Annotated in this window: 17 protein-coding genes; all 17 read right to left on the bottom strand. The window is 73.6% G+C overall.

The annotated features are described in order from the left end of the window. Nucleotides 1-3: 3 nt before the first annotated feature. The 17 genes from B6R96_RS30860 to B6R96_RS30780 all read right to left on the bottom strand — a co-directional run bounded on the left by B6R96_RS30860 (nt 4) and on the right by B6R96_RS30780 (nt 19,663). A complete protein-coding gene (locus B6R96_RS30860; protein ID WP_081524257.1) occupies nt 4-510 on the bottom strand; it encodes a hypothetical protein in 507 nt (168 codons plus the stop codon). A gap of 90 nt (nt 511-600) precedes the next feature. Next, nucleotides 601-3,960, bottom strand: coding sequence for a DUF6519 domain-containing protein (locus B6R96_RS30855; protein ID WP_081524256.1), 3,360 nt, complete (start codon nt 3,958-3,960; stop codon nt 601-603). 16 nt (nt 3,961-3,976) lie between these two features. Beyond that, nucleotides 3,977-6,151, bottom strand: a complete 2,175-nt coding sequence (locus B6R96_RS30850) for a hypothetical protein (protein WP_081524255.1) — start codon at nt 6,149-6,151, stop codon at nt 3,977-3,979. Beyond that, nucleotides 6,148-8,751, bottom strand: coding sequence for a baseplate J/gp47 family protein (locus B6R96_RS30845; protein WP_081524254.1), 2,604 nt, complete (start codon nt 8,749-8,751; stop codon nt 6,148-6,150). Before B6R96_RS30845 ends, B6R96_RS30850 begins: the two co-directional genes overlap by 4 nt. Further along, nucleotides 8,748-11,495: a putative baseplate assembly protein gene (locus B6R96_RS30840; protein WP_081524253.1), complete on the bottom strand. Its 2,748-nt coding sequence runs from the start codon at nt 11,493-11,495 to the stop codon at nt 8,748-8,750. Before B6R96_RS30840 ends, B6R96_RS30845 begins: the two co-directional genes overlap by 4 nt. Continuing rightward, on the bottom strand, nt 11,492-11,857 hold the full coding sequence (locus B6R96_RS30835) for a GPW/gp25 family protein (protein ID WP_053176203.1): 366 nt from the start codon (nt 11,855-11,857) through the stop codon (nt 11,492-11,494). Before B6R96_RS30835 ends, B6R96_RS30840 begins: the two co-directional genes overlap by 4 nt. Before the next feature lie 10 nt (nt 11,858-11,867). Beyond that, nucleotides 11,868-12,185 carry a hypothetical protein gene (locus tag B6R96_RS30830; RefSeq protein ID WP_030384129.1) on the bottom strand — a complete coding sequence of 106 codons (318 nt, stop codon included), beginning with the start codon at nt 12,183-12,185 and terminating at the stop codon, nt 11,868-11,870. Nucleotides 12,186-12,188: 3 nt separating this feature from the next. Continuing rightward, entirely contained in the window at nt 12,189-12,716 is a 528-nt protein-coding gene (locus tag B6R96_RS30825; protein ID WP_081524252.1) for a phage baseplate assembly protein V, read from the bottom strand. Continuing rightward, on the bottom strand, nt 12,713-13,840 hold the full coding sequence (locus B6R96_RS30820) for a hypothetical protein (protein WP_030384127.1): 1,128 nt from the start codon (nt 13,838-13,840) through the stop codon (nt 12,713-12,715). Before B6R96_RS30820 ends, B6R96_RS30825 begins: the two co-directional genes overlap by 4 nt. Beyond that, a complete protein-coding gene (locus B6R96_RS30815; RefSeq protein WP_053176199.1) occupies nt 13,833-14,213 on the bottom strand; it encodes a hypothetical protein in 381 nt (126 codons plus the stop codon). The genes B6R96_RS30820 and B6R96_RS30815 overlap by 8 nt, the downstream gene beginning before the upstream one ends. 1 nt (nt 14,214) lies before the next feature. Then, nucleotides 14,215-14,850, bottom strand: coding sequence for a hypothetical protein (locus B6R96_RS30810; RefSeq protein WP_081524251.1), 636 nt, complete (start codon nt 14,848-14,850; stop codon nt 14,215-14,217). Further along, on the bottom strand, nt 14,847-15,110 hold the full coding sequence (locus B6R96_RS30805; protein WP_081524250.1) for a hypothetical protein: 264 nt from the start codon (nt 15,108-15,110) through the stop codon (nt 14,847-14,849). Before B6R96_RS30805 ends, B6R96_RS30810 begins: the two co-directional genes overlap by 4 nt. Then, nucleotides 15,107-15,988 carry a hypothetical protein gene (locus B6R96_RS30800; protein ID WP_081524249.1) on the bottom strand — a complete coding sequence of 294 codons (882 nt, stop codon included), beginning with the start codon at nt 15,986-15,988 and terminating at the stop codon, nt 15,107-15,109. The genes B6R96_RS30805 and B6R96_RS30800 overlap by 4 nt, the downstream gene beginning before the upstream one ends. After that, nucleotides 15,985-16,755 (bottom strand): hypothetical protein, encoded by a 771-nt coding sequence (locus B6R96_RS30795; protein ID WP_081524248.1) that lies wholly within the window; start codon nt 16,753-16,755, stop codon nt 15,985-15,987. Before B6R96_RS30795 ends, B6R96_RS30800 begins: the two co-directional genes overlap by 4 nt. An 8-nt stretch (nt 16,756-16,763) precedes the next feature. Beyond that, nucleotides 16,764-17,285, bottom strand: coding sequence for a phage tail protein (locus B6R96_RS30790; protein ID WP_081524247.1), 522 nt, complete (start codon nt 17,283-17,285; stop codon nt 16,764-16,766). Between the two features lie 11 nt (nt 17,286-17,296). Continuing rightward, nucleotides 17,297-18,838, bottom strand: coding sequence for a phage tail sheath family protein (locus B6R96_RS30785; protein ID WP_081524246.1), 1,542 nt, complete (start codon nt 18,836-18,838; stop codon nt 17,297-17,299). Nucleotides 18,839-18,889: 51 nt separating this feature from the next. Further along, complete coding sequence (locus tag B6R96_RS30780) at nt 18,890-19,663, bottom strand: AfsR/SARP family transcriptional regulator (RefSeq protein WP_081524245.1); 774 nt, start codon at nt 19,661-19,663, stop codon at nt 18,890-18,892. Nucleotides 19,664-19,865: the final 202 nt, after the last annotated feature.

The following is a 19,865-nucleotide window of genomic DNA, read 5'->3' as shown; positions in this document are numbered from 1 at the left end:
TCCTCACCACAGCGTGCTGAGGTCGTCGAGGTCGGTGTACCACTGCTCGGTGCCGTTGATCAGGCTTTCGGTGCTCTCGACGGCGCTCTGTCCGTCGTCGGCGAGCGTCTGGCGGACCCGCTCCAGGTTGTACTGGAGCAGGGGGTCGTTCTGGGCCGCGGCCTGCACGGCCTCGGCGTCGAGGATCTCGGCCGTCGCTTCGCGTTCGGCCGTGTCGGCCTCGAGGGCGCTGTTCGCGGTCCGGATGAGCGCGTCGAGTTCCGTACGGATCTGGTCGAAGAGGGGTGCAAGGGCCTCCGTCACCACGTCGGGTACGTCCTCGCGTGCCTCCGGCGGCCGGGGCACGAACACGATCATCCCCGGTCGCAGCCGGTCGAGGTCGAGCCCCGGATTGGCTTCGCGGATCGCCTGCGCGGCCCTCTCCTTCGCCGCCTTGGACGTTCGGGTCTTCACGAGCCGTGCGGCCAGGGCGGCGACGGTCTTCTCCTGATCGACGACGATGATCGGCATCGGTACGGTCCTTCCGGCGTGGGGGTCGGGGGGAGTCGAGGGCGGGAGGGAGCGGGCGGTCCCCCGGCGGCGGGGGTGCCGGAGCCGTCGTCAGAGCACCCCGTCGACGTTGAGCTGGAGCCACTTGGGGTCGATGGTGCCCTCGGCGTCGATGCCTCCTGTGGTGATGTTGCCGAGCACGGCCAGGAATCGGGGTTCGACGTCGAGGTGGATCGACGGACGGCCGCCCCTGGCCCGGTTGCCGGTCACGGTCGCGGTCCCGGCCCGTACGATGAGCGCGGCGGGGTCCGAGTCGCCGTGCTGGCGGAACTGGTTGCCGCAGACGACGGCGTCCCTGGCCACATGGATCCGCGCGGCGGGGTGCTGGGCGGCGCCGGTGAAGGTGTTGGCGGAGATGATCGCGCTGACGTCGTCCGAGACATGGGCGAAGGCGGTGTAGGGGCCGATGAGGTACGAGGCCCGCTCCCCCACGACGGAGACGTACCGGCCGATGTGTCCGGTGAGGCCGTTCTCGGTGCCGGGGTCGGCGTCGTCCTGCGGGTCGTCGCCCACCAGCAGACCGCTCCACGGAGTGTGGCCGTCGTGGTCGACGTCCTCGGTGATCCGCCGGCAGACGTTGCCCTCGATGGTGGTACGGGTGAAGACGCAGATGTGGATGCCGAGGAGCCGGGCGGTCCACTCGGGATCGGTCGGGCCGATCCGCTCGACGGTGTTGGCGTGCACCCGGGACTCCCGGCAGGCCAGCAGCACCACCCCGGTCCTCCGGTCCGGTTCGTCGCCCTCCCCGCGCTCGCCCCGCCCGCCCCGCCCGCCGTCCCCGCCGCGGTCCTGGCCCTCGTCGAACTCGGTGGTGAGTCCGGAGACGGTGTTGGACCCGACCAGTGCATGGGCCGCGCCGACGATGCGGATGCCGTCGGTGCCCTCGGCCACGGTCCACTCCTGCGTGACGAGGTCCCGTACGGTGTTGCCGACGATCACGGCGTCGGCGACCCGGCCGCGATCCGCGACCACGATTCCCCCCGCGGTGGCTCCTTCGACGGTGTTGTGGGAGACGTCGAGGTCGCCGGCGGGCACCCGCACGAGGATGCCCACTCCCCCGATCCGGTTGATGCGGTTGCCGCGGATGCGGGTGGCGCCGCGCAGTACGCCGGACACGCCGCTCCGCAGGACGATCCCGTCGCCCGAACCGGATTCCGGGTCCGGGGTGCCGGAGACCGTGTTGTCCCGGATGGTGTATCCGCTCGCCCCCACCTCGATGCCGACCCCGTTGCTCTGCACGTGGTTGTCGGTGATGTCGAAGGAGGCCCACGGGGAGACGGCGCCGAGGAAGCGAAGCCCCGCGCCCTGGGCGAACACGACCGTGTTGCCGCGGACGGTGTTGCGGAGCATGTGGGCGGCACTGCCGCGGAACTGCACGCCGGCCCACCAGCACATCAGCAGGTTGCCGCTGATCTCCAGATCGGCGGTCAGCAGGTGCGCCCTGACACTGCCGCCTTCGGCATCGCCGGCGGCTTCCGCCTCCGCCTCCGCCTCCGCCGCTGCCTCTGCTTCTGCTTCTGCTTCTGCTTCTGCTTCGCCATCCGTATCCGCGTCCGCGTCCGTGTTCAGGTTCTCCCGGGCCTCGATGCCGATACGGCCGGCGAAGTCGCAGTCCTGGATGCGGGTGCGCAGGCACGCGTGGGACAGCTCCACGGCGGGGCCCTGGCCGCTGCCCTCTCCGCCTCCGGCGATCAGCACGGTGAGCCGGCGGACGGTGACCTCGGCCGCGATGGAGATCTTGATCCCCGGCCGTCGGCTGCTGGAGATCAGCGCGAAGTCCTCCAGGGTGACGAAGGCCGAGAGCCGGATGTCGAAGCCACCCCGCTCGGCGATGAGCAGGGTGCCGGGGCCCTGCCCGTGGATGCGCACCGACCGTGCCCTGCGCATCCGCACGGGTTCGTCGCCGAGGTGGTAGACGCCCTGCGCGAGACAGACCGTGCCTCCCTCCTCCGCGACCGAGTCGACCGCCGCCTGCACCGTCATGACACCGCTGGCGTGCGACTCGGGCGTCACGCAGACCGTGCAGTCCCCGCAGTGCCCGGCGTCCGGCCACAGGGTGCGGCAGTCGTACGCGGTGCCGGGGAAGGTCACCACGGCCAGGCGTGCGTAGTGGTGGTGGATGCCCAAGGGGGGTGCCTGGTCGAGCTTCTCGACGTCGGCGGTGGACGTGCGCGCGGTGAAGATCCAGTGGTCGCCGGGGCGGAAGGCGCCGTCGGGGGCGTCGAGCGCGACGGTGATGCCGTGTTCCAGGACGACGGCCGCTCTCCCGGTCGCCACGGTGATGACCCCGGTGGAGTCCGCGGCGTCGAGGTCCTGGAGTACGGCGCCCTCCGCGTTCTTGATCGTGCCCGCCTGGTCCCAGCGGCGGATCCGCAGATTCCGCCTGAGCGCCTCGTCGGTCGTGGCGGGCAGGTCGCCGGGGAGTGCCGGGCTGAAGGAGACCGTCCCGTCACCGTGCACGGTGGTGATCCGGCGCATCTCCCCCGGCTGCTCGTCGAGTTCCCGGTGGTCGTCGAGGATCTCCACCCAGTCGTTCTCGCGCAGGCCGAGCACCGTGTCGCGGCCCAGGTGCTCGGGCCGCAGCCGGTCGGGGGCCACGACCTCGACGACCCGCATCGCGACGGAGCCGTTGTCGCGGGACCACTTGAAGGTGGCCGTGCCGGGGATTCCGCCGTCGTGGACCTCCACCCGGTAGGTCTGGTTCTCGAGTCCGCGGTAGTCACCGCTGGGCGGCAGCGAGCAGGGGTCGTCGGCGGCCGCCACGGCCACCGTGCCGGTGGTGAGCCTGCCCCCGGAGGGGGCGATGACCCCGGACCAGTCGGGAATGTCCTCGTCCGGGGTGCTGCAGTCGATGTCGGGAGTGTCGGGCTCGTGCACACGCACCCGCCAGACGGTCTGGGTCCGGGCGGTGGTGTCGACGCCCACCGCCTCCTCGACCAGGTCCGGCGCCTGGAGCGGGGTGACCTCGCGCTGCCACACGTCCAGATAGACGAGATGGGTCCCGGTGGTGGGCAGGTCCTTCGGGGCCTCCCAGTAGGGCTGCTGCGCGTACGGGGTGTCCTGCGCGCGCACCGGTTCGGCCAGCAGCGGGTCGAGCACGGTGGCTCCGGTGCCGTGGTTCTCGGCCTGCAGCCCGTCGACGTACATCCGGCCGCGACCGATGGTCATGCCGTCGGCCGAGCTCGTGATCAGGAAGGCGTCGGGTGTCGTACGGGGGACGACGGCGGCTCCGGAGAACCCCTCCGTGACCCCGGGGGTTCCGAGGTCGGCGGCGGCGGCGCGCAGTCGGCGGTCGACGATCGCCACGAACTCGTTCCAGTCGGAGTCGAGCAGCAGTCGGCCCTGCTGCATGACGACGCCGGAGTGGTCGCGCAGCGCGTCGAACCGCACGCGGCTCAGATCGGCTCCCATCGGGAGGCCTCCTTGCTCAGGTCGCGTAGAAGAAGCCCGCTTCGAGTCCGAAGCGGAGGTACTCGTCGAGCCGCAGCAGGAGATCGCTCTCCCGTTGTGGCGTGAACAGCAGGTGGGTGGCGCCCATCTCGCCCTCGTCGTCGGCGCCGCGCCGGACGGTGTCCGGTGTGGCGGTGCCGAGCTGGGCGTACGCGGGGTCGCCGAAACGGAGCGAGGTGAAGTGCGGGCGGTCGGCGCGCCGGGTGCCGGGCGGATCGGCGGGGTCCGGGCGGCAGCGGTACCGGCGGCCCGTGCGCGAGCCCTCCGGCACGTAGCTGAAGCGCAGGCAGCCCTGCTGGCGGCGCCGGGCCCACACCGCGGCTTCCCGGCTGTCTCCCGGTGCGAGTTCGGCGACGAGCAGGGAGTTGGACGCGTCGAGCTCGACGGCGTGGATGCCGCCGACGACGGTGGACTCGTGCAGATGGAGGTGGCCGCCGGGCTCGGCGCCCGGGCCCGTCTCCTGCGCGGCCTCGTCGGGGACGGTGCGCAGTCCGCCGCCGGACGGGGGGCGGCCGCAGTGGGCGACGGCCGTCGGGGCGCCGGCGTCGACGACGCAGTCGGTGAGCGTGATGTCGGCGCCTTCGACGGCGACGATCGGCCCGATGACGCACCGGGTCAGCCGCACGGTGGCGAACGGGTCGAGGACCAGGAGACTGGCCCGCTCCGGGTGGGCCGGCTGCCCGTTCGCGGTCCGGCTCTGGCCGGGGACCAGGGTGCAGTCGCGCAGCTCCACGGTGCGGTTGCCCCCGTCGCCCTGCTCCTCGAGGACGACGGGACCGCCGGTGACCAGGAGCCCGTCGAGGACGACGGTGGTGCGCGGGCCCATCGCGAGGCGCAGTCCGTCGCGGACGACGACCGTGGGGCGGGTGCCGTCGTCGGCGCGTACCCACACCGTGGTGTCCGGGCCGTCCGCCCCGGCCGTGGTGGTGCGTACGGTGTGCAGCTGCTCGTACCGGTCGGAGTCGGTGATGCGCAGGGTCCCCCCGGCGGCGAGCCCGTCGAGGAGGGCCTGCTGCGCCTCGCCGTCGGCGACCTCGCGGTGCGGACGGGGGGCCGCGGCCTCGCCGCGCGCCGAGCCTCGTGCGCCCAGCGGCACGGCGAGGCCGTAGTGGTGGGTGGCGACCGGCTTGGTGGTTCCGGGAACGGCCGTACCGAAGAACACCCGCCCGAGCTCGGGGTCGACCGCGACCTTGCCCGCCGCCGGTTCGTGCCCCCACGCACCGCCGCCGCCGGGCAGGTCGGACAGGTCGCACACGGTGAGGTCGGCGGCCGGGACGGGGGTGAAGGCCCATGCGCCGCCGGGGGTGCGCACGCCCTGGGACAGCAGCAGATCGCGCCCGTTGCCGTAGAAGGCGTCGAGGCGGGTGCCCAGCCCCCGGCGGGTGAGCGGCAGGGGGACGTCCGCGGGCTCGGCGAGGTGGGTGATCTCCGCCTCGGTGCGCGGCGCGCCGAAGAGGGCCGAGTCGCTGCCCAGCGTGTCGAAACGGAAGCGGCGCCGGTCACCCGGGGTGTGGGGGGTGAGCGGTGTGCGGTCGAGGCGTACGGCCTCGGTGCGCCACAGGAAGAGGCCGACGTTCGGGATGGCGTACCGCCCGGCGCGGCGCGGCGGGCGAGCGGCGATGGCGCGTACGTCGGCGGTGTGGGCCAGGTCGTCGAAGGCCCCGTTCATCCGGGTGCTCCAGGACAGCGCCTCCGCGTCGCGCATGTCGGGGGTGGCCCGCGCGTGCGGCCTGGTGTGGTTCATGTACTGGGTGGTCACGAGGCGTTCGAAGTACTCGACGGCGCGGGCCGGCCAGCCGGTGACGTCCCGGGCCAGCTGCTCCAGCGCGGCGGCCGTGCCCTTGCGGCGCCGGTAGGCGATGGTGTGGGCCACCTCGGCGCGGGGTGAGCGCACCTTGCCGGCCACGCCGTGCAGCGGGCGGTAGCCGATGAGGTCGCCGATGTAGGGCGCCACCCAGGGCGCGCAGGTCTCGATGAACTGGTCGTCGTACAGCTGCTCCAGGTCCTCCTCCAGGGCCTCGAGCTGGGTGGCGAGCACGTCGACGAACTCGCGCAGCGGGCCGCCCCGCTCGGCGTCGCGCAGCCGGTACAGCTCCGGCAGCAGGGCGTACAGCCGGTCGGCGGCGCCCGGTTCGGGCCGGGGCGGGGTCACGGCATCTCCTCCAGCCGGTCGAAGGGGGTTTCGGCGAGGGCGAGCAGCTCGGCCGCGACGGGCCTGCCCGCGTGGACGGTCGCCCCCGCGGCGGCGAGGCGGCTCTCGAGGCCCGGTCCGTCGCGGTACAGCGCGTCCAGGTCCACGGCGACGACGCCCGGCACGCCGGCCGCGACGGCAATCACCTGCGAACGGTGCACCGCTGCGGCCAGTCCGCGGGCGAGCGGCGCGTAGGCGGCGCGCAGTGCGGTCTCGACGGCGGCGAGCACGGCCTTCGTCTCGCGGGCGGGGTCCACCCGCACCTTGAGGGCCAGCCGGAAGCGTGGTTGGCGGGCCGGCAGGACCTCGACGCGGGCCAGCGGGTCGCCGTACCGGCGCAGGGCCGCGGTGAGGTGGGCGACGGTGGCGTCGGGGGCCGCCGCTCCGTGGGGCCCGCAGACGCTGACGACGATCGTGCGGCCGGTCCGCAGCCGCAGCACGTCGGCGCGGGCGAGCGAAACGCCGGAGAAGGCGAGTGCGAAGTCGGCGTAGTCGCGCAACGAGACGGCCCGGCCGAGGGTGCGGGTGGCGAGCGGTACGGAGGCCCGTGCGTGGCCCTCGTCCTCGGGGTCGACGCCTCCGTCGGCGGCGACCGGGTTGGTGACGGCCTTGACGCCGAGGGGCCGGTCCATGAGCAGGGACACCCGGTCGGCGGGCAGGTTGCCGGCGAGGCCGGTGCCCTTGCGGTACACGGCCCGGACGTTGTGCGAGCCCGAGGGCAGCCGGGCTCCGCGTACGCCGTCGCCGAACTCCACCACCACGGGGCCGTCGGGTTCGTCGCGGGTGGTGAAGACCCGGTCGCCGGCCTGCGCCCCGTACAGGGTGGGCCGTTCGCGCCAGGCGACCTCGTCGGCCCGGACGGTGAGGGTGGACGCGAAGCCCTGCGGGGTGTCCGCGCGGACGTGGGTGAGCGGGCCGTGCAGCAGCGGCATGCTCTGGAAGGGGCGGCGGGCGTCTCCGTCGCCGAGGACCTGTTGCACGGTCTCGCCGTGGGTGGCCTTCGCGACGTTGCCGAACAGGACCGCGCTCGCGCGTTCGTAGCGGTGCCGGGGCGGTTCGGTCAGGGTGACCAGGGTCCGCCCGCCCGTGTCCCGGACGGTGTCGAGGACGACGACCTCGGCCACCGGTTCGTCCTGCCCGGTCCCGTCGTCGAGCCGGCCCGACAGGACGAGCCGGCGTCCCGGCAGCATGGCGCTCGCGTCGCCTTCGACGAGGAAGGCGCGGGTGGTCAGTGGTTCGGTGTCGGGTGCCTCGACGACCGTGAGGGGTTCGGGCACGGCGAAGACGGTCACGTCGCGCGGTGTCGCCGCCGGGAACCGGTATCCGCCGGACCGGTCCCCGTCCGGGGAGCTCTGCTCTCCGCGCAGGGTGAGCCGGGTGACGGTGCCGGAGACGGCGAACTCCGCGCGGGAGAACTCGGTCCGGTCCACCACCTTGAACAGTTCTCGGTAGAAGGGGGTGTGCTCGCCTTCGTGTTCCTGGGACAGGACCACCCAGGACCCGACCACGACGTCGGGTTGCGATCCGTCGAGGTCGACGACGGTGTGGACCCTCACGGACTCGTCGACGCCGGTGACCGCGCCGAACTCCGGCCACTCGAGGTCGCTCACCTCCCCGCCGTGGACCAGCACGTATCCGGCACGGAACTGCTCGTTCATCGTCGGCCAGAGCGGCGCGTTGTGGCCGAACAGCCGCAGCCGCTTGCGCAGGACGAAGGCGTCCGGGCGGGCGGCCGGTTCGTTGTACGGGGCTCGCGAGCCCAGCCGCCGGTCCCAGCGGACGTGCGTGCGCCGGTGCGGCGGGTCCGGTTCGACGTCGGTCACCAGCCGCACGTCCCATTTGTCGTGGGCGAGGTCGTCGCTCGCGAAGAGGATCGCGTCGCCTCTCCTCACGGGCAGCGTGTCGCCGTCGAACCAGGCGTCGACGCGGCCCTTGACCGGCGGGTGGGGCTTGGTGGGGACGACCGGCAGCGCGTTCCATTCGGGGCGCGCGGCGAGTTCCTCGACCGTCTCGAACATCTGCGGGCGCTCGTCGGGCCCCGGCACGCTCTGCACCCGCAGCCCGCGGGGCAGGTCGGCGGCCGGGGGCGGCGCCGGTGGGCGCAGGCCCGGGTCGGGAGGGAGCCCGGTGGGCTGCCCGGCCTGCGGTGGCTTCTCCAGGGAGAAGGCGAGGTGGGTCTCGGCCGCGACACCGGGCGCGAGCCGGTAGGCGACGAGCCGGCCGAGTTCCTGGAGCGAGATCCGTTCGGTGGCGGTGCGCAGGTACGACTCGTTGGCCAGGCGCTCGTTGTAGAAGGTCAGGACGTCGCAGACGACCGCCCAGGCGTCGATCAGGGCGATCGTCGGGTCGCCGGGGTCACGGGTGAGCAGCCGGGACAGCTTCGGGCGGCTGGTGTGCGAGAGGGCGGTGACCATGCTCGACCGGAAGTCGCCGTGCACACCGCTACGGTAGGCGATCTCCGGCAGCCCGGGCCGGTTGCCGAGGGTGCCGGGGGTACGTGCGGACGTGCCCGAGCAGCAGCCGCAGGTCCCTTCGTCTCCGGTGCGGATGGTCTCGCTCATCGGCCGCCTCCCAGGGTGAGGTCGAGCATGCCGCGCTCGGGGAAGTTCGGGTCGTTGTCCAGGCGGGCGATCTCCAGGCGGCCCATCTCGAGGACGCCGTTCTCGAGACCGCTGGTCTCCGGCAGGCGCTGCCGCTGGAACGTGTGGACGTCCACCGATTCCACTCCGGGCACGGCGTGCACCTCGGCGAGGACCGTGGACAGGTGCACCGGCCGGCCGAAGGTGAGGCGGTCCGGGTGGAACAGGCCGGTGCCGCCGCCCGGCAAGGTGGCGTCGCCGAGCCGGGCGAGGACCGCCGCCCCGACGTCGGAGCGCAGATGGGTGCGTTCCACGCACACCCGCAGCCCGATCTCCAGCGGTACGAACACGGGGCCGTCCACCTCCAGGTCGTAGCCGGCCAGCCGGTAGCGCTCCAGCCGGGCGCGCAGGTCCCGTTCGAAGGCGGCGTCGACGGGCCTGCCGCCGCGCCGGTCCGCGGTGACGAACACGCTGTGCCAGGAGCCCGTCCAGCGGAGGGTGGCCGCCGCGCGCTGGACGCCACCGACGCGTTCCGTCACCTCGGCCCAGTCCGCCTCGGTGACCGCGCGTTCCTGCACGGCGAAGGCCCGGGGCGCGTCGCGGCGGATCTCCCCCGCGGACTCGGGATCGGTCCCGCCCGCGGCGGGCAGCGGGTTGCGTACGGAGGCGACGGCGCCGACGTCGGTCACGACGTGGGCGATCGACTCCGCGCCGACATTGCCCGCGCGCCCGTTGCCCACCCGGTACCGGGCGGTGAACCGGGTGCCCTCCTTGGGCCGCATCCCGTGTTCGTCGTCGCCGAAGCGCAGCCGGACCGTCCCGTCGTGTTCGGCCTCCACGGTGAAGTCGACGGCGGCCGCCGCGCTGTCCAGCAGGTCGGGCCGCGCCTGCCAGTCGCGGCGGTCGGTGCCCAGTTCGCCGACGAGTGCGATGGCCGGGCGCGCCCCGCGGGGGGCGGCGGCGGGGACCGCGGATGCGGGCAGGGGCTGCTGCGACACCAGCAGTTGGTCCCCGGCGAGGAGGACGCGCAGCACGGTCGTGCCGTCGCTGATCGACCAGAGGGGGTCGGCGCCCCGGACGGTGACAGTGTCGCCCGTCGGCTGCCGTCCCTGCGAGCGCAGCAGCGTCCGTAGTTCCTCGTCGTAGGTGAGCGCGGTCAGCTCGGCCAGCAGGGCTGCGGTGGCGCTGTGCCGGAACAGGACGGCGGCGGGGTGGGCGCCGGCGTGGGTGAGGGGGCCGCGGGCGAGCGTGGGGCGGTAGCGGGCGGGTACCGGGTCGGGCGGTGCGGTGCCCGCCCGGCCCGGTCGGCCCACCCTGGCCAGGCGGGATCCCGGGACCTCGCCGAGCGGCTCGCCGGGCCGGTCCTGGCCGGGGACGCTCTGCCCGTGGTCGGCGAGGACGATGTTGCCCCAGGCGCGCGCGGTCTCCCGGCCGTCCTCGACACCGAGGCACAGCGGGAACGGCAGGGCGTCGTCCTCGTGCCAGGCGATCTCGGTCACCGGGAGCGGATCGGCGGTCCGCGGGTCCTCGAACAGACCGCCCACCGGGTCCTCGGAGCCGCGGACGTCGGTGAGGCGGACGGCCCACCGCCGGGTCGGGTCGGCGTCGACGGCCAGTCCGGTGGTCGGCGACACGGACATGGTCTCGGCGAGGACCAGGACGTCTCCGGCCCGCAGGTGCGGATGGGCGCCGCGCAGCGTCGCCGACGTGGCCCCCGCGGGCAGGCAGCAGCCCTGGTCGCCCCAGGTGTGGAAGCGCATCTCGGCGAGATCGGCGTGCAGGAGGGCCGGCTCGACGGTCTCGAAGACGACCGGCTGCGCCGCCAGCGCCGACCGGTGCGCCCGGGACCCGGGCTTCAGCACCGGTGGCGCGTTCGGCACCGTCGTCAGGAGCGTGGTACCTGCGGGCAGTGCGACTGCTGTGCTCCCTTCGACACCGATACGCACCCAGACCCGGGCGTTGCATCCCTCGTGGACGCGGTAGTCGACGAGCCGGGCGTGCCGGCGCAGCGAGATCCGGCTGCGGGCGGTCCCGAGGTAGGCCTCGGTCGCCACGGCGTCCTGCCGGTAGGACAGCTCGTCGGCGGCGTAGGCCAGCAGTTCGACGAGGGCCGTTCCGACGTCCGCCGGGTTGCGCTCGGTCCAGTCGGGTGCGAGCAGCGAGATCCGGTCCAGCATCAGCCGGCGGAATCCCCGGTAGTCCTTGGCCAGGTAGTCGATCGCGGGGGTGTCGGGCGGCTCGGGCCGGCAGGTGTCGACCGGGGCGCAGTCGAACTCGCCCGGGCATTCGACCTTGAACGCGAACTCGGCCTCGGCGAGCAGCGTGTCGAAGCCGGCGGGGGGCAGGTCCGAGCCCGGGCCGGCGACGAGCCGCAGCCGGTAGGTGGAGAAGTCCCCGCGCTCCGCGGTGCGGACGACGAGCACGTGGTCGGGTTCGTCGATGCCGGCGAGCAGTTCGGGCGGCACGTCGGGGCTGTTGCCCGCGGCCGCCCACGCGACGGTCACGGCCGGGATGCGCTCGCCGCCCTCGACGAGGACGTTGTCCTGGTCGAGTCCGGCGGGCACGGGCCGCACCAGCCGGACGTACAGGACGCGTTGGCGCAGCTGCGGGGAGGGGGCGGCGGTGTCGAGGACCTCCACGTACTCGATGCCGTTGAGGTCGCTCAGGGGGCCGGCCTGCTGGAGCGCGAGCAGGCGCTGCGGCTTGGCGCACGGGTAGCGGGTCACGGGCGGCCGCCGGGGGTGCGGAAGGTGGCGATCGCGCGGGTGCGGGTGCGCAGCACCACGTAGGAGACGGTGATCAGCAGGGCGGAGTCGACGGCCTCCACCTCGACCCGGTCGGCGGTCAGGACCTGGCCCAGGTGCCGTTCGAGGGCGCTCTGCACGAGGTACTGCGCGGTGGCGGCGGCCTCGGGGCCGCCCGGTTCGAAGACGAGTTGCAGGAGCCCCGCCCCGAAGTCGGGCCGCATCACCCGTTCTCCGGGCGCGGTGAGCAGCAGCTGCTCGATCATGTCGCGCACGTGGTCGTCCGGATCGGTCGTCGCCGTGCGTCCGCTGCCGCCGATGTCGTAGGGATGATCGATGGTCATGCCGACTCCCTCATGAGGCGATCGCCCGGGTCTGGGCGGCCAGCGGGGTGAGTGGGGTCCCGGTGGGGGTGCACATCGAGGTGCCGGACTGGAGCGCGACGGGTGTGCCGCCCGCCAGCACCCGCACGGCGCCGGCGAGCCACTGGGCGGTGGCGCACGGCGGGGTGGGGGTGCCGGTGAGCCCGCAGGCGGCCACCACGTATGGGGTGGCGAGGGTGACGACGGGCTGGCCCGAGACGGTCACCCGGGGGAAGGGCGTGGTCGGTGTGGCCTGTCCGGCGTGGGTGCACAGGACGGTGGCGCCGAGGTGGAGGATCGGTCCGGGCATCGGTCACACCACCGTCAGTCCGCCGAGGTTGATGTCGGTGGTCGGTCCGGTCAGGGAGATCGTCGCGCCCTTGCCGTTGCTGATGACGATGCCGACGTCGCTGACCGAGATCATGGCGCCGGTCGCGGTGGTGATCAGGATCCCGCCGGTCGGTCCCGGGGCGTCGCTGATCACCAGACCGTTCTTGAGGGTGGTCTGGAGGGTGATGCCGCAGATGCCGGGCGGCACGGTGCGGGACAGCAGCGGGACTTCGGCCGGGCTCCCCCAGTAGCCGCCGACCCAGACCGGGTGGTCGGCGTCGCCGTGCTCGTACTCGATCCAGACTCCGGAGCCGATGGGTGGCACGGTGAAGACGCCGGTGTTGATCCCGGCGAGGGGCAGGCAGGGCATCGCCCACGAGGACACGCTCGGCGAGACGTCGGGGACGATGGCCTGGATCCGGCCCAGTTGCAGCGGGTCGACGTTGTTGGCGACGGTGCCTCGGTACTTGCCGACGAAGCCGGTCACAGCGGGCGTCCTGGTCTGGGTCATACCGGCACCGCCGGGACGGTCGAGACGACGCCGTTGCGGGCGAGCGAGAACGACTGGGTGTAGGAGCCGCGCCGGATGTCGTGCGTGACGCGGGTGACGTAGTAGAGGCCGTCGAAGGCGGTGCCCGCGCCGCGCACCCCCACCAGTCGGCGGGAGCGCAGTACATGGCCGTACTTCGCCACGTCGAGGGTGCCGGCGGCGAACACGGCGTCGGAGTGCTGGGCGGCGTGGGCGACGCCCCTCATCACGGCGGCGAGCGGGGTGAGGTTCGCGGTGTCCGTCATGCGGTGCAACTTCGGGGGGAGCGGGGGGACGAGTCCCAGCGGCGGCCGGATGGGGGCCACGTCGGGGACGGGCAGCTGGAGCGGGGCCTTGCTGGTGCGTTCCTGGATCGCGACGATGGGAAGCTCCCTCTTCTCCTTGTCGAACGTGAAGTTGAGGGTGGCGACGTTGTCGTGGGCGGCGTCGAGGCCGACGCTGAGCGCGGGCTGCGGTGCTCCGAGCCGGATCTCCGGCCCCCAGTACGCCTTGCTCACCCCCGGCACAGGTCCTGGTTCGATGTAGAAGACGTGACCGACCTCCTTGGCGAGGGCCATGACGTAGGCGTAGTCGGTGCCCTGGTGCACGGGGATGCGGTCGACGGGGATCGGTACGTCCTCCAGCAGGCTCGGGATCACGACCGGCGCGCAGCCCAGTGCCGCGTACTTCGCGAGGACGGTCAGGGCGCGCACGGCCGGTGACATCGCCGGATAGGGCAGGCCGTCGAACGGCACCAGGTCCATGACGCAGCTGATGTCCTTGCCCTTCACGTGGAGCACCGAGGTGGGTCCGGCCGCGGTCATGTCCTGGTGGGTCACCACGCCGTCGACGAGGACTTCGGTGATGCCGCGCACCGTGACGGCGACGACGCACCGGAACACGGGCACGGTGATCGGGAAGAACGCCTGGACCGGGGAGTCCTTGGCGATCGAGAAGGTCAGCTCGAACCCGCTCTGTGCGTCCCCGGCGCCGCTCTCGACCTTGAGGCCGGTCAGCGCGTCGACCACGAAGCGCGGCGCGGGCACGGGGACGGCAGGGCCGAGGAACAGCTGGAGCCGGACGGGGCCCGGGGGCAGGTCATTCATCCGGTGCTCCGGGCACGCCTTCGGCCAGGGTGATGCGCAGCCGGCGCCCCGGCGGCAGGGTCATCCGGGCCGGGTCGATGATCCCGTTGGCGTCGGCCAGCCGCCACCACAGCTCCGGGTCGCCCAGCAGGCTCGCCGCGAGCAGGTCCCGGCGGTCGCCCGCCGCGGTCGCGTACTCGTGGAGCAGCGCGAAGCGTTCCGGGGACGGGCACAGCCGGCGGCGGAAGTACGGGACGGGCGGCGCGGGTTCCTCACCGGGCTCGTGCGGCCGGACGTGGGCCGTGATGCCGGCGTCGGCGTAGCGGCTGGTCGGCGGAAGCGCGACGGTGGGCACGGCACCGGCCGCGAGGAGTGCCTGGAGCGGGTCGGGCACCTCAGATCACCTCCAGCCCGAGGGCGGACAGGGCGGCCGAGCCGGCGCGGGAGGCCAGCGCCTCCTTGTTGCGCAGGTGGCTCATGAACAGCGCTCCCCCGCGGTGGCCGAAGCCGAGGTCGTCGACGGACAGGACGCGCATGCCGAGGGTGACCTTGGCGCGGATCGGGTTGAGCAGGGTGTCGAAGGCCTCCTCGGCGATCGACAGCTCGGTCACGCGGACCGGTACGACGCGCTGCTTGCTCCATACGAACAGCGTCAGCGGCGATTCCATGGGCAGGACCTCCAGCATGCCCCTGGCGGCCAGGGCGTCGTTGTCCACGAGCGTGGTGGCCCGTGGGTTGACCAGCAGTTCCAGGGCGGCGAGCTGCGGGTGGATGCCGAATTCGACCGTTCCCGGGTTCTGTTCGGGGAATTCGAGCCGGTCCGTCGCGTCGATCTCCGCCTCCAGGCGCAGCGTCTCGACGGCGACGCCCTTGAGCCGCAGCGCCTGGCCGGTGTCTCCGCCCGCGGCCTGGACGGCGACGGTGCGGGTGAGCGCGTCCGGGTTGTACTGGAGGGCGATCGTCCGCAGGACGCGGCCGCTGGTGACCTCCACCTCGACGAGGCCTCCCTTGACGACACGGGGCGAGATCAACGGTCGCCTCCCAGGGCCGTCCAGATCGCGGCCGCGGCCTGGGCGCCCAGCGCGGCCGCGTTCGGTGCGGGGGTGGGGGCGAGCCGGGGGCGGACCACCGGCAGGGCGCGCCCGGTGAGGGCGGCGGGGTCGGCTCCGGCGGCGAGGGCGCCGAGGGACCGCTCGAGACCGGACACGACGGAGCCGGCCTGGTCCGGTGTCAGGCCGCGCAGCACGACCTCGTCGATGACGATCCGCACCTGCGGCCGCCCGGCGCTCATCGCGGGTCCCGGGTGCCGCGGAGGAAGTCACCGAGGGACAGCGTGCCGGCGCCCGCTGCCGTCCCGCTGCGGAGGACACCGTCCGGCTCCGAAGGGGCGGGCGCGCGTACCGCCGGGGGGACCGCGCGGATCTCGACCCTGCCGATGGTGATCGTGACGGCGGGGGCCGGCTCCCCGGGGGCGGGGAGCGTCGGGGCCGCGGCGGTACGGGGGCGCACCGTCGCCGGGACCGGGGCGGGGAGCGGCGCGGGCCGGGCCACGGGGATCCCGAGGGCCTTCCGCGTCCGCGCCGGCCGCGCGGATTCCTGACCGGGGGCCGCGGGGCGGCGGTGCGGTCGGGGCCCGTCCGGTCCGGGCCGGCCGTGCGGGACCGGGGAGGCGCCTCCGTCATCGGCGGGGGCCCGTACGGCCGGTGCGCCGGACGACGGGGCGGCGGTGGTCGCGGGCGTGGCGGAGACCGGCGCGGCGAGTGGCCGGTGCGGCGCGGTGTCCTGCGGTTCGACGCGGCGTACGGGGCCGGGCGTACCGCGCTCCGCGGCGTCCGCGGCGGGGACCGGCGAAGGCGTGGCCCCGCGGGCGGGGAGGGCGGGAACGGCAACGGGCGGCAGGCCGTGCGGCGCGTCCGCGGGCCCGTGGACGGGCCGGTCGTCGGCCGCACCACGGCCGGTCCCGGCGCCCCGCGCGGTCGCCGCGTCGTCCGGCGGGCGCGCGGCCCCGTCCGCTGCCTCCTGCGGCGTGGTGTCCGCGCCGGGCCCGACGGGCTCCCGCTCCCCGAACGCCCGCCCGGCGGCGGGGCGGGGCGGCAGGACCGCGACGGCGGCGGGCCGGCCGCGCCGTCCTGTGGCCCGGGAGGCGAGGCGGTGCAGCAGATCGGTCATGGCAGTTCCCCTGTGACGATGCGGAGGTAGCTCGCCCTTCGCGGCTCGCTCAGCGCGAGCACCTCGCTCTCGGACCAGCCGTAGGAACGGGCCAGCACGTCGACGTCGAGCAGCAGCTGCCGGCCCCGCGAGTCGAGCTCGGCCCACACGAAGGCGGCCACGTCGAGGTCGGCGGTGAACTGGTGCTCGCAGTCGGGGCACCGGAGGTCGACCAACAGGTCGGCGAGCGGGTCCGCGGACGACATGGCCTCGGTGAGCGCCTCGCGCACCGCACCGGGCAGGTCGGCGGCGGACGACGCCCGGGTGCGCTCCTCATGGCGTGGGCTCAGCAGACATCGCTCGAGCAGCAGCAGCGCGCCGTTGTCCGGGGCGTCCGCCTGCTCCGACTCGGGCAGTTCGGCCACCGCCCGGAGGTCCCCGTACGAGGGGCATCGCCAGGCCACCTCGTACCCGCCGTGCAGCAGGGGCGGCGGGGAGTCGACGATCTTGTCCTCCAGGGCGAGCAGTGCTTCCGTCGTGGCCTGGAACTCCACCGTCCCGCAGCACCCCGGGCAGCCGACCGTGGCCGTCATCAGCGGACCGGCCAGCGCGTTGCGCAGGCGCAGCAGCTGCGCGGTGATGCGGCCGATGGGCCGCTCGGCCGGCGGGACGGCGCAGACGGTGTCGTCGTCGGCCGCGGCGGCCAGGGCGAGGGCACGCGTCTGCGGGGACGCGTCCCGGCACTCGTCCCACAGCCGCAGCACCTCTCCCGCGGGCAGTGTGCGCATGTCCCCTCCTACGGCTCGACGAACGAGGGCTCTTGCGGCTCGACCACGTCCAGGTCGCGCTCCCAGCCCTCGTGTTCGAGCTTGAGCGTCTGGATGGCCACGGCGTTGGCGTTGGAGTCGAGCTCGGGGAGGGACTGGAACTCCGAGACCCAGGCGCGGAAGACCTTGTAGGCGATGACCAGTTGGCCCGCCTCGTTGTACAGCTCGATGATCAGGTCCTTGCGGAAGTCCTTGAGGGAGACCTCCGCCCCGAGCCCGGAGCCGAAGTTCCAGACCTTGTTGGCCCACCGCTCGAACTCGACGTCGTGGGTGACGCCGCGGGTGAGGGTGATGGCCTCGTACTTCGTGCGGCCCGGTGATTTGCGCGCGGTGGAGGGGTCGGCTCCGTCGCGGTGCTCGACGACCTCGGTGGTGCGCTTGAGCGCGCTCACCTTGCTCACGCCGGCCACGAAGCGGCCGTCCCATTTCACCCGGAACTTGAAGTTCTTGTACGGGTCGAAGCGCTGGGCGTTGACGCTGAACTGTGCCATGGGGTCGACTCCTAGGCGGGGATCTGGCCGGCGATCTGCTGCAGCCGGAGGACGACGAACTCGGCGGGCTTGAGCGGAGCGAAGCCGACGAGGATGTTGACGACGCCGAGGTTGATGTCGGTCTGGGTGGTGGTCGTCGCGTCGCACTTCACGAAGTACGCCTCGCGCGCGGTCTTGCCCTGGAAGGCGCCCTGCCGGAAGAGGTTGTTGAGGAAGGCTCCGATGTTCAGGCGCAGCTGGGCCCACAGGGGTTCGTCGTTCGGTTCGAAGACCGCCCACTGGATGCCGCGGAAGAGGCTCTCCTCGATGAACAGGGCGGTACGGCGCACCGGTAGGTACTTCCACTCGGAGGCGATGCGGTCCGCGCCGTTGCGGGTACGGGCTCCCCAGACGGCGTGCCCCGCGCCGGGTGCCAGCCGCAGGCAGTTCACCCCGACGGGATTGAGCAGCCCGATCTCCGCGTCGGTCAGCGGCAGGGCCAGCTCGGTGACTCCGGGCAGGGTGGCGTCGAGTCCGGCCGGGGCCTTCCAGACGCCCCGCTCGGCGTCGGTGCGGGCCAGCACACCGGCGACGGTTCCGGACGGGGCGAAGGACATCACCTGGCCGTCCCGGAGGGGGTCCGGCTGCCTGATCCGGGGGAAGTAGACGGCGGCGTTCTTGCTGCTGGTCAGCGCGGCCGCGCCGGCGGTGGCCAGGGCCACCGTGGTCCAGGACGGGGGCGGGTCGAGCACGACGACGGCACGCCGCTTGGCGGCGTAGGCGAGGGCGGAGGTGATGACCTGGCTCTCGACGTCGCGGTCGCCCGGGTCGCCGGTGCCCGCGTAGGGCGGGATGACGAGCAGGTTGAACAGGTCGGCGTGCTCCAGGGCGTAGAGGCCCTTCTTGTCCGTCTCGAAGTTGGTGCCGGCGGTGATGTCCGCCGCGGTGATCGGCCCGCCGTCGGCCCCTCCGGTGGCGGTGGCCTCCACCGGAAAGCCGCTCTGCGGCTGGGTCGGGAGCGCGGAGTCCGCCCTGACGAGCTGGGATTCGGCCGCGAGGACGAGGTCGACCCGGCGGCCGGCGCCGGGCGCGATGGAGACGTTGCGGAACACCTCCTTGACTCCGGTCGCCGTGTCGAGGACGGTCAGGTTGAACAGCGCCGGGTCCTTCGTGCCGTCGTCGTTCAGCCGGACGTCGTCGTCGACGGTCGCCTTGAGTTTCGCGCCCCAGACCCCGGGCGAGGCCGCGTTGAGCCTCAGCCGCCTGTTGCCGGATCCCAGGGTGATGACGGATGTGTCGTTGGCGGCGGCGGCGTGGACCCGTACGACGAGGGCCACTCCGCCCCCCTGCTGAAAGAAGTCCCTTACGGAGTAGCCGAGATGGCTGTCCGACCAGAGGCCGCCGAAGCTGCGCTCGAAGTCCGCGTAGGAGGTCAGCGTCACGGGCTTGTGGAGCGGGCCGCGCAGGGCGCGGCCGACGAAGGCCGTGACCGAGGTGGGGACACCCGTGATCGTGCGCACGCCGCTGGACAGCTCTTCCACGTACACGCCGGGGTAGGACAGTTGCACCGCCATCGGCTTTCCCTCCGCCAGGTCATCTGTTGGGTATGGCTTATCCCGCCCGTGTCACCACGGCGTCACCGCTCGATCACCGGTGGTGCCGCGCGGGGCCACGACCTGCCCCCGGGCCAGTGCCGTCAGCTGCGCCGAGGGCCGCAGCCCCAGTTCCGCGTCGAGCAGCCGGCGGAACCACTCGTAGTGCCGGACCGCATCGACGGCGTTCCCCTCGGACTGGTGCACCGCGATGACCGCCCTGCTGGCACTCTCCCGGAGCGGCTCCAGGCGAACGGCCTCGAAGGCGAGCTCCAGGGCCCCTGCGAAGCTGCCGTGGACGGCCATGCGATGGGCTGCCGCCTCCAGCGCGTGCAGTCGCAGCTGGCGGGTGTGCTCCTGCTCGAGCAGCACCCACTCGTCGTACCAGCCCGGCAGCAGCTCCCCGCCCCTGAGCAGCCAGGCGTAGCCGTCCTCGTCCACCGGCGGCGGCTGACCGCCGGCGGTCGGTCGCAGTATCCGCCTGATGCGGGCGGTGAATTCCCGGTTGTCGACGACCGTGTCCGGTGCCAGGGCGACGTGGATCCCGCGGGTGACCACCAGGCCGGGTGCCGCCCGGTTCACCCGCCATACCGCGGTCCGGAGGCTGGCCTGCGACTTCTCATCGGGCACCTCGGGCCACAGCACGGCCGCGGCCGCCGATCGTCCGGCGCCGATCCGCAGGGCGAGGTAGGCGACGAGCCGCTGGCCGCTGGGCGGCACGTCGACGGCACGGTCGGCGCACCGCACGGCGAAGCCGTCGAGGAGCCGGATGGTGAACAGGGAAGGGGCGACGCTCGGTACGGACATGAAGTTCCTCACGCAGAGCGACTATCGAGCGATTCGATCGCAGACGGTAGCCGAGCGGCATGGGGCACGCCCTGGCGCGGCAACCCGGCGGCCACCCCTCGGGGTGCGGTGCACGGGCCGCAAGGCCGGGCCCCGGGCGTCCCGCATCGCGGGCGGCGTGTCCACGTACCGGGTGAAGGCCCCCCAAGGGATCAGGTTGACG

The organism is Streptomyces sp. Sge12 (assembly GCF_002080455.1).
Classification (GTDB): domain Bacteria; phylum Actinomycetota; class Actinomycetes; order Streptomycetales; family Streptomycetaceae; genus Streptomyces.
Note: the sequence above shows the minus strand (reverse complement) of the source record. Positions and strands in the feature narration are given on the sequence as shown.

What these genes read in the sequence shown, in the direction of transcription:
- B6R96_RS30860 (WP_081524257.1), bottom strand. Translation starts at nt 510, where the DNA reads ATGCCGATCATCGTCGTCGATCAGGAGAAGACCGTCGCCGCCCTGGCC.
- B6R96_RS30855 (WP_081524256.1), bottom strand. Translation starts at nt 3,960, where the DNA reads ATGGGAGCCGATCTGAGCCGCGTGCGGTTCGACGCGCTGCGCGACCAC.
- B6R96_RS30845 (WP_081524254.1), bottom strand. Translation starts at nt 8,751, where the DNA reads ATGAGCGAGACCATCCGCACCGGAGACGAAGGGACCTGCGGCTGCTGC.
- B6R96_RS30835 (WP_053176203.1), bottom strand. Translation starts at nt 11,857, where the DNA reads ATGACCATCGATCATCCCTACGACATCGGCGGCAGCGGACGCACGGCG.
- B6R96_RS30830 (WP_030384129.1), bottom strand. Translation starts at nt 12,185, where the DNA reads ATGCCCGGACCGATCCTCCACCTCGGCGCCACCGTCCTGTGCACCCAC.
- B6R96_RS30825 (WP_081524252.1), bottom strand. Translation starts at nt 12,716, where the DNA reads ATGACCCAGACCAGGACGCCCGCTGTGACCGGCTTCGTCGGCAAGTAC.
- B6R96_RS30820 (WP_030384127.1), bottom strand. Translation starts at nt 13,840, where the DNA reads ATGAATGACCTGCCCCCGGGCCCCGTCCGGCTCCAGCTGTTCCTCGGC.
- B6R96_RS30805 (WP_081524250.1), bottom strand. Translation starts at nt 15,110, where the DNA reads ATGAGCGCCGGGCGGCCGCAGGTGCGGATCGTCATCGACGAGGTCGTG.
- B6R96_RS30800 (WP_081524249.1), bottom strand. Translation starts at nt 15,988, where the DNA reads ATGACCGATCTGCTGCACCGCCTCGCCTCCCGGGCCACAGGACGGCGC.
- B6R96_RS30795 (WP_081524248.1), bottom strand. Translation starts at nt 16,755, where the DNA reads ATGCGCACACTGCCCGCGGGAGAGGTGCTGCGGCTGTGGGACGAGTGC.
- B6R96_RS30790 (WP_081524247.1), bottom strand. Translation starts at nt 17,285, where the DNA reads ATGGCACAGTTCAGCGTCAACGCCCAGCGCTTCGACCCGTACAAGAAC.
- B6R96_RS30785 (WP_081524246.1), bottom strand. Translation starts at nt 18,838, where the DNA reads ATGGCGGTGCAACTGTCCTACCCCGGCGTGTACGTGGAAGAGCTGTCC.
- B6R96_RS30780 (WP_081524245.1), bottom strand. Translation starts at nt 19,663, where the DNA reads ATGTCCGTACCGAGCGTCGCCCCTTCCCTGTTCACCATCCGGCTCCTC.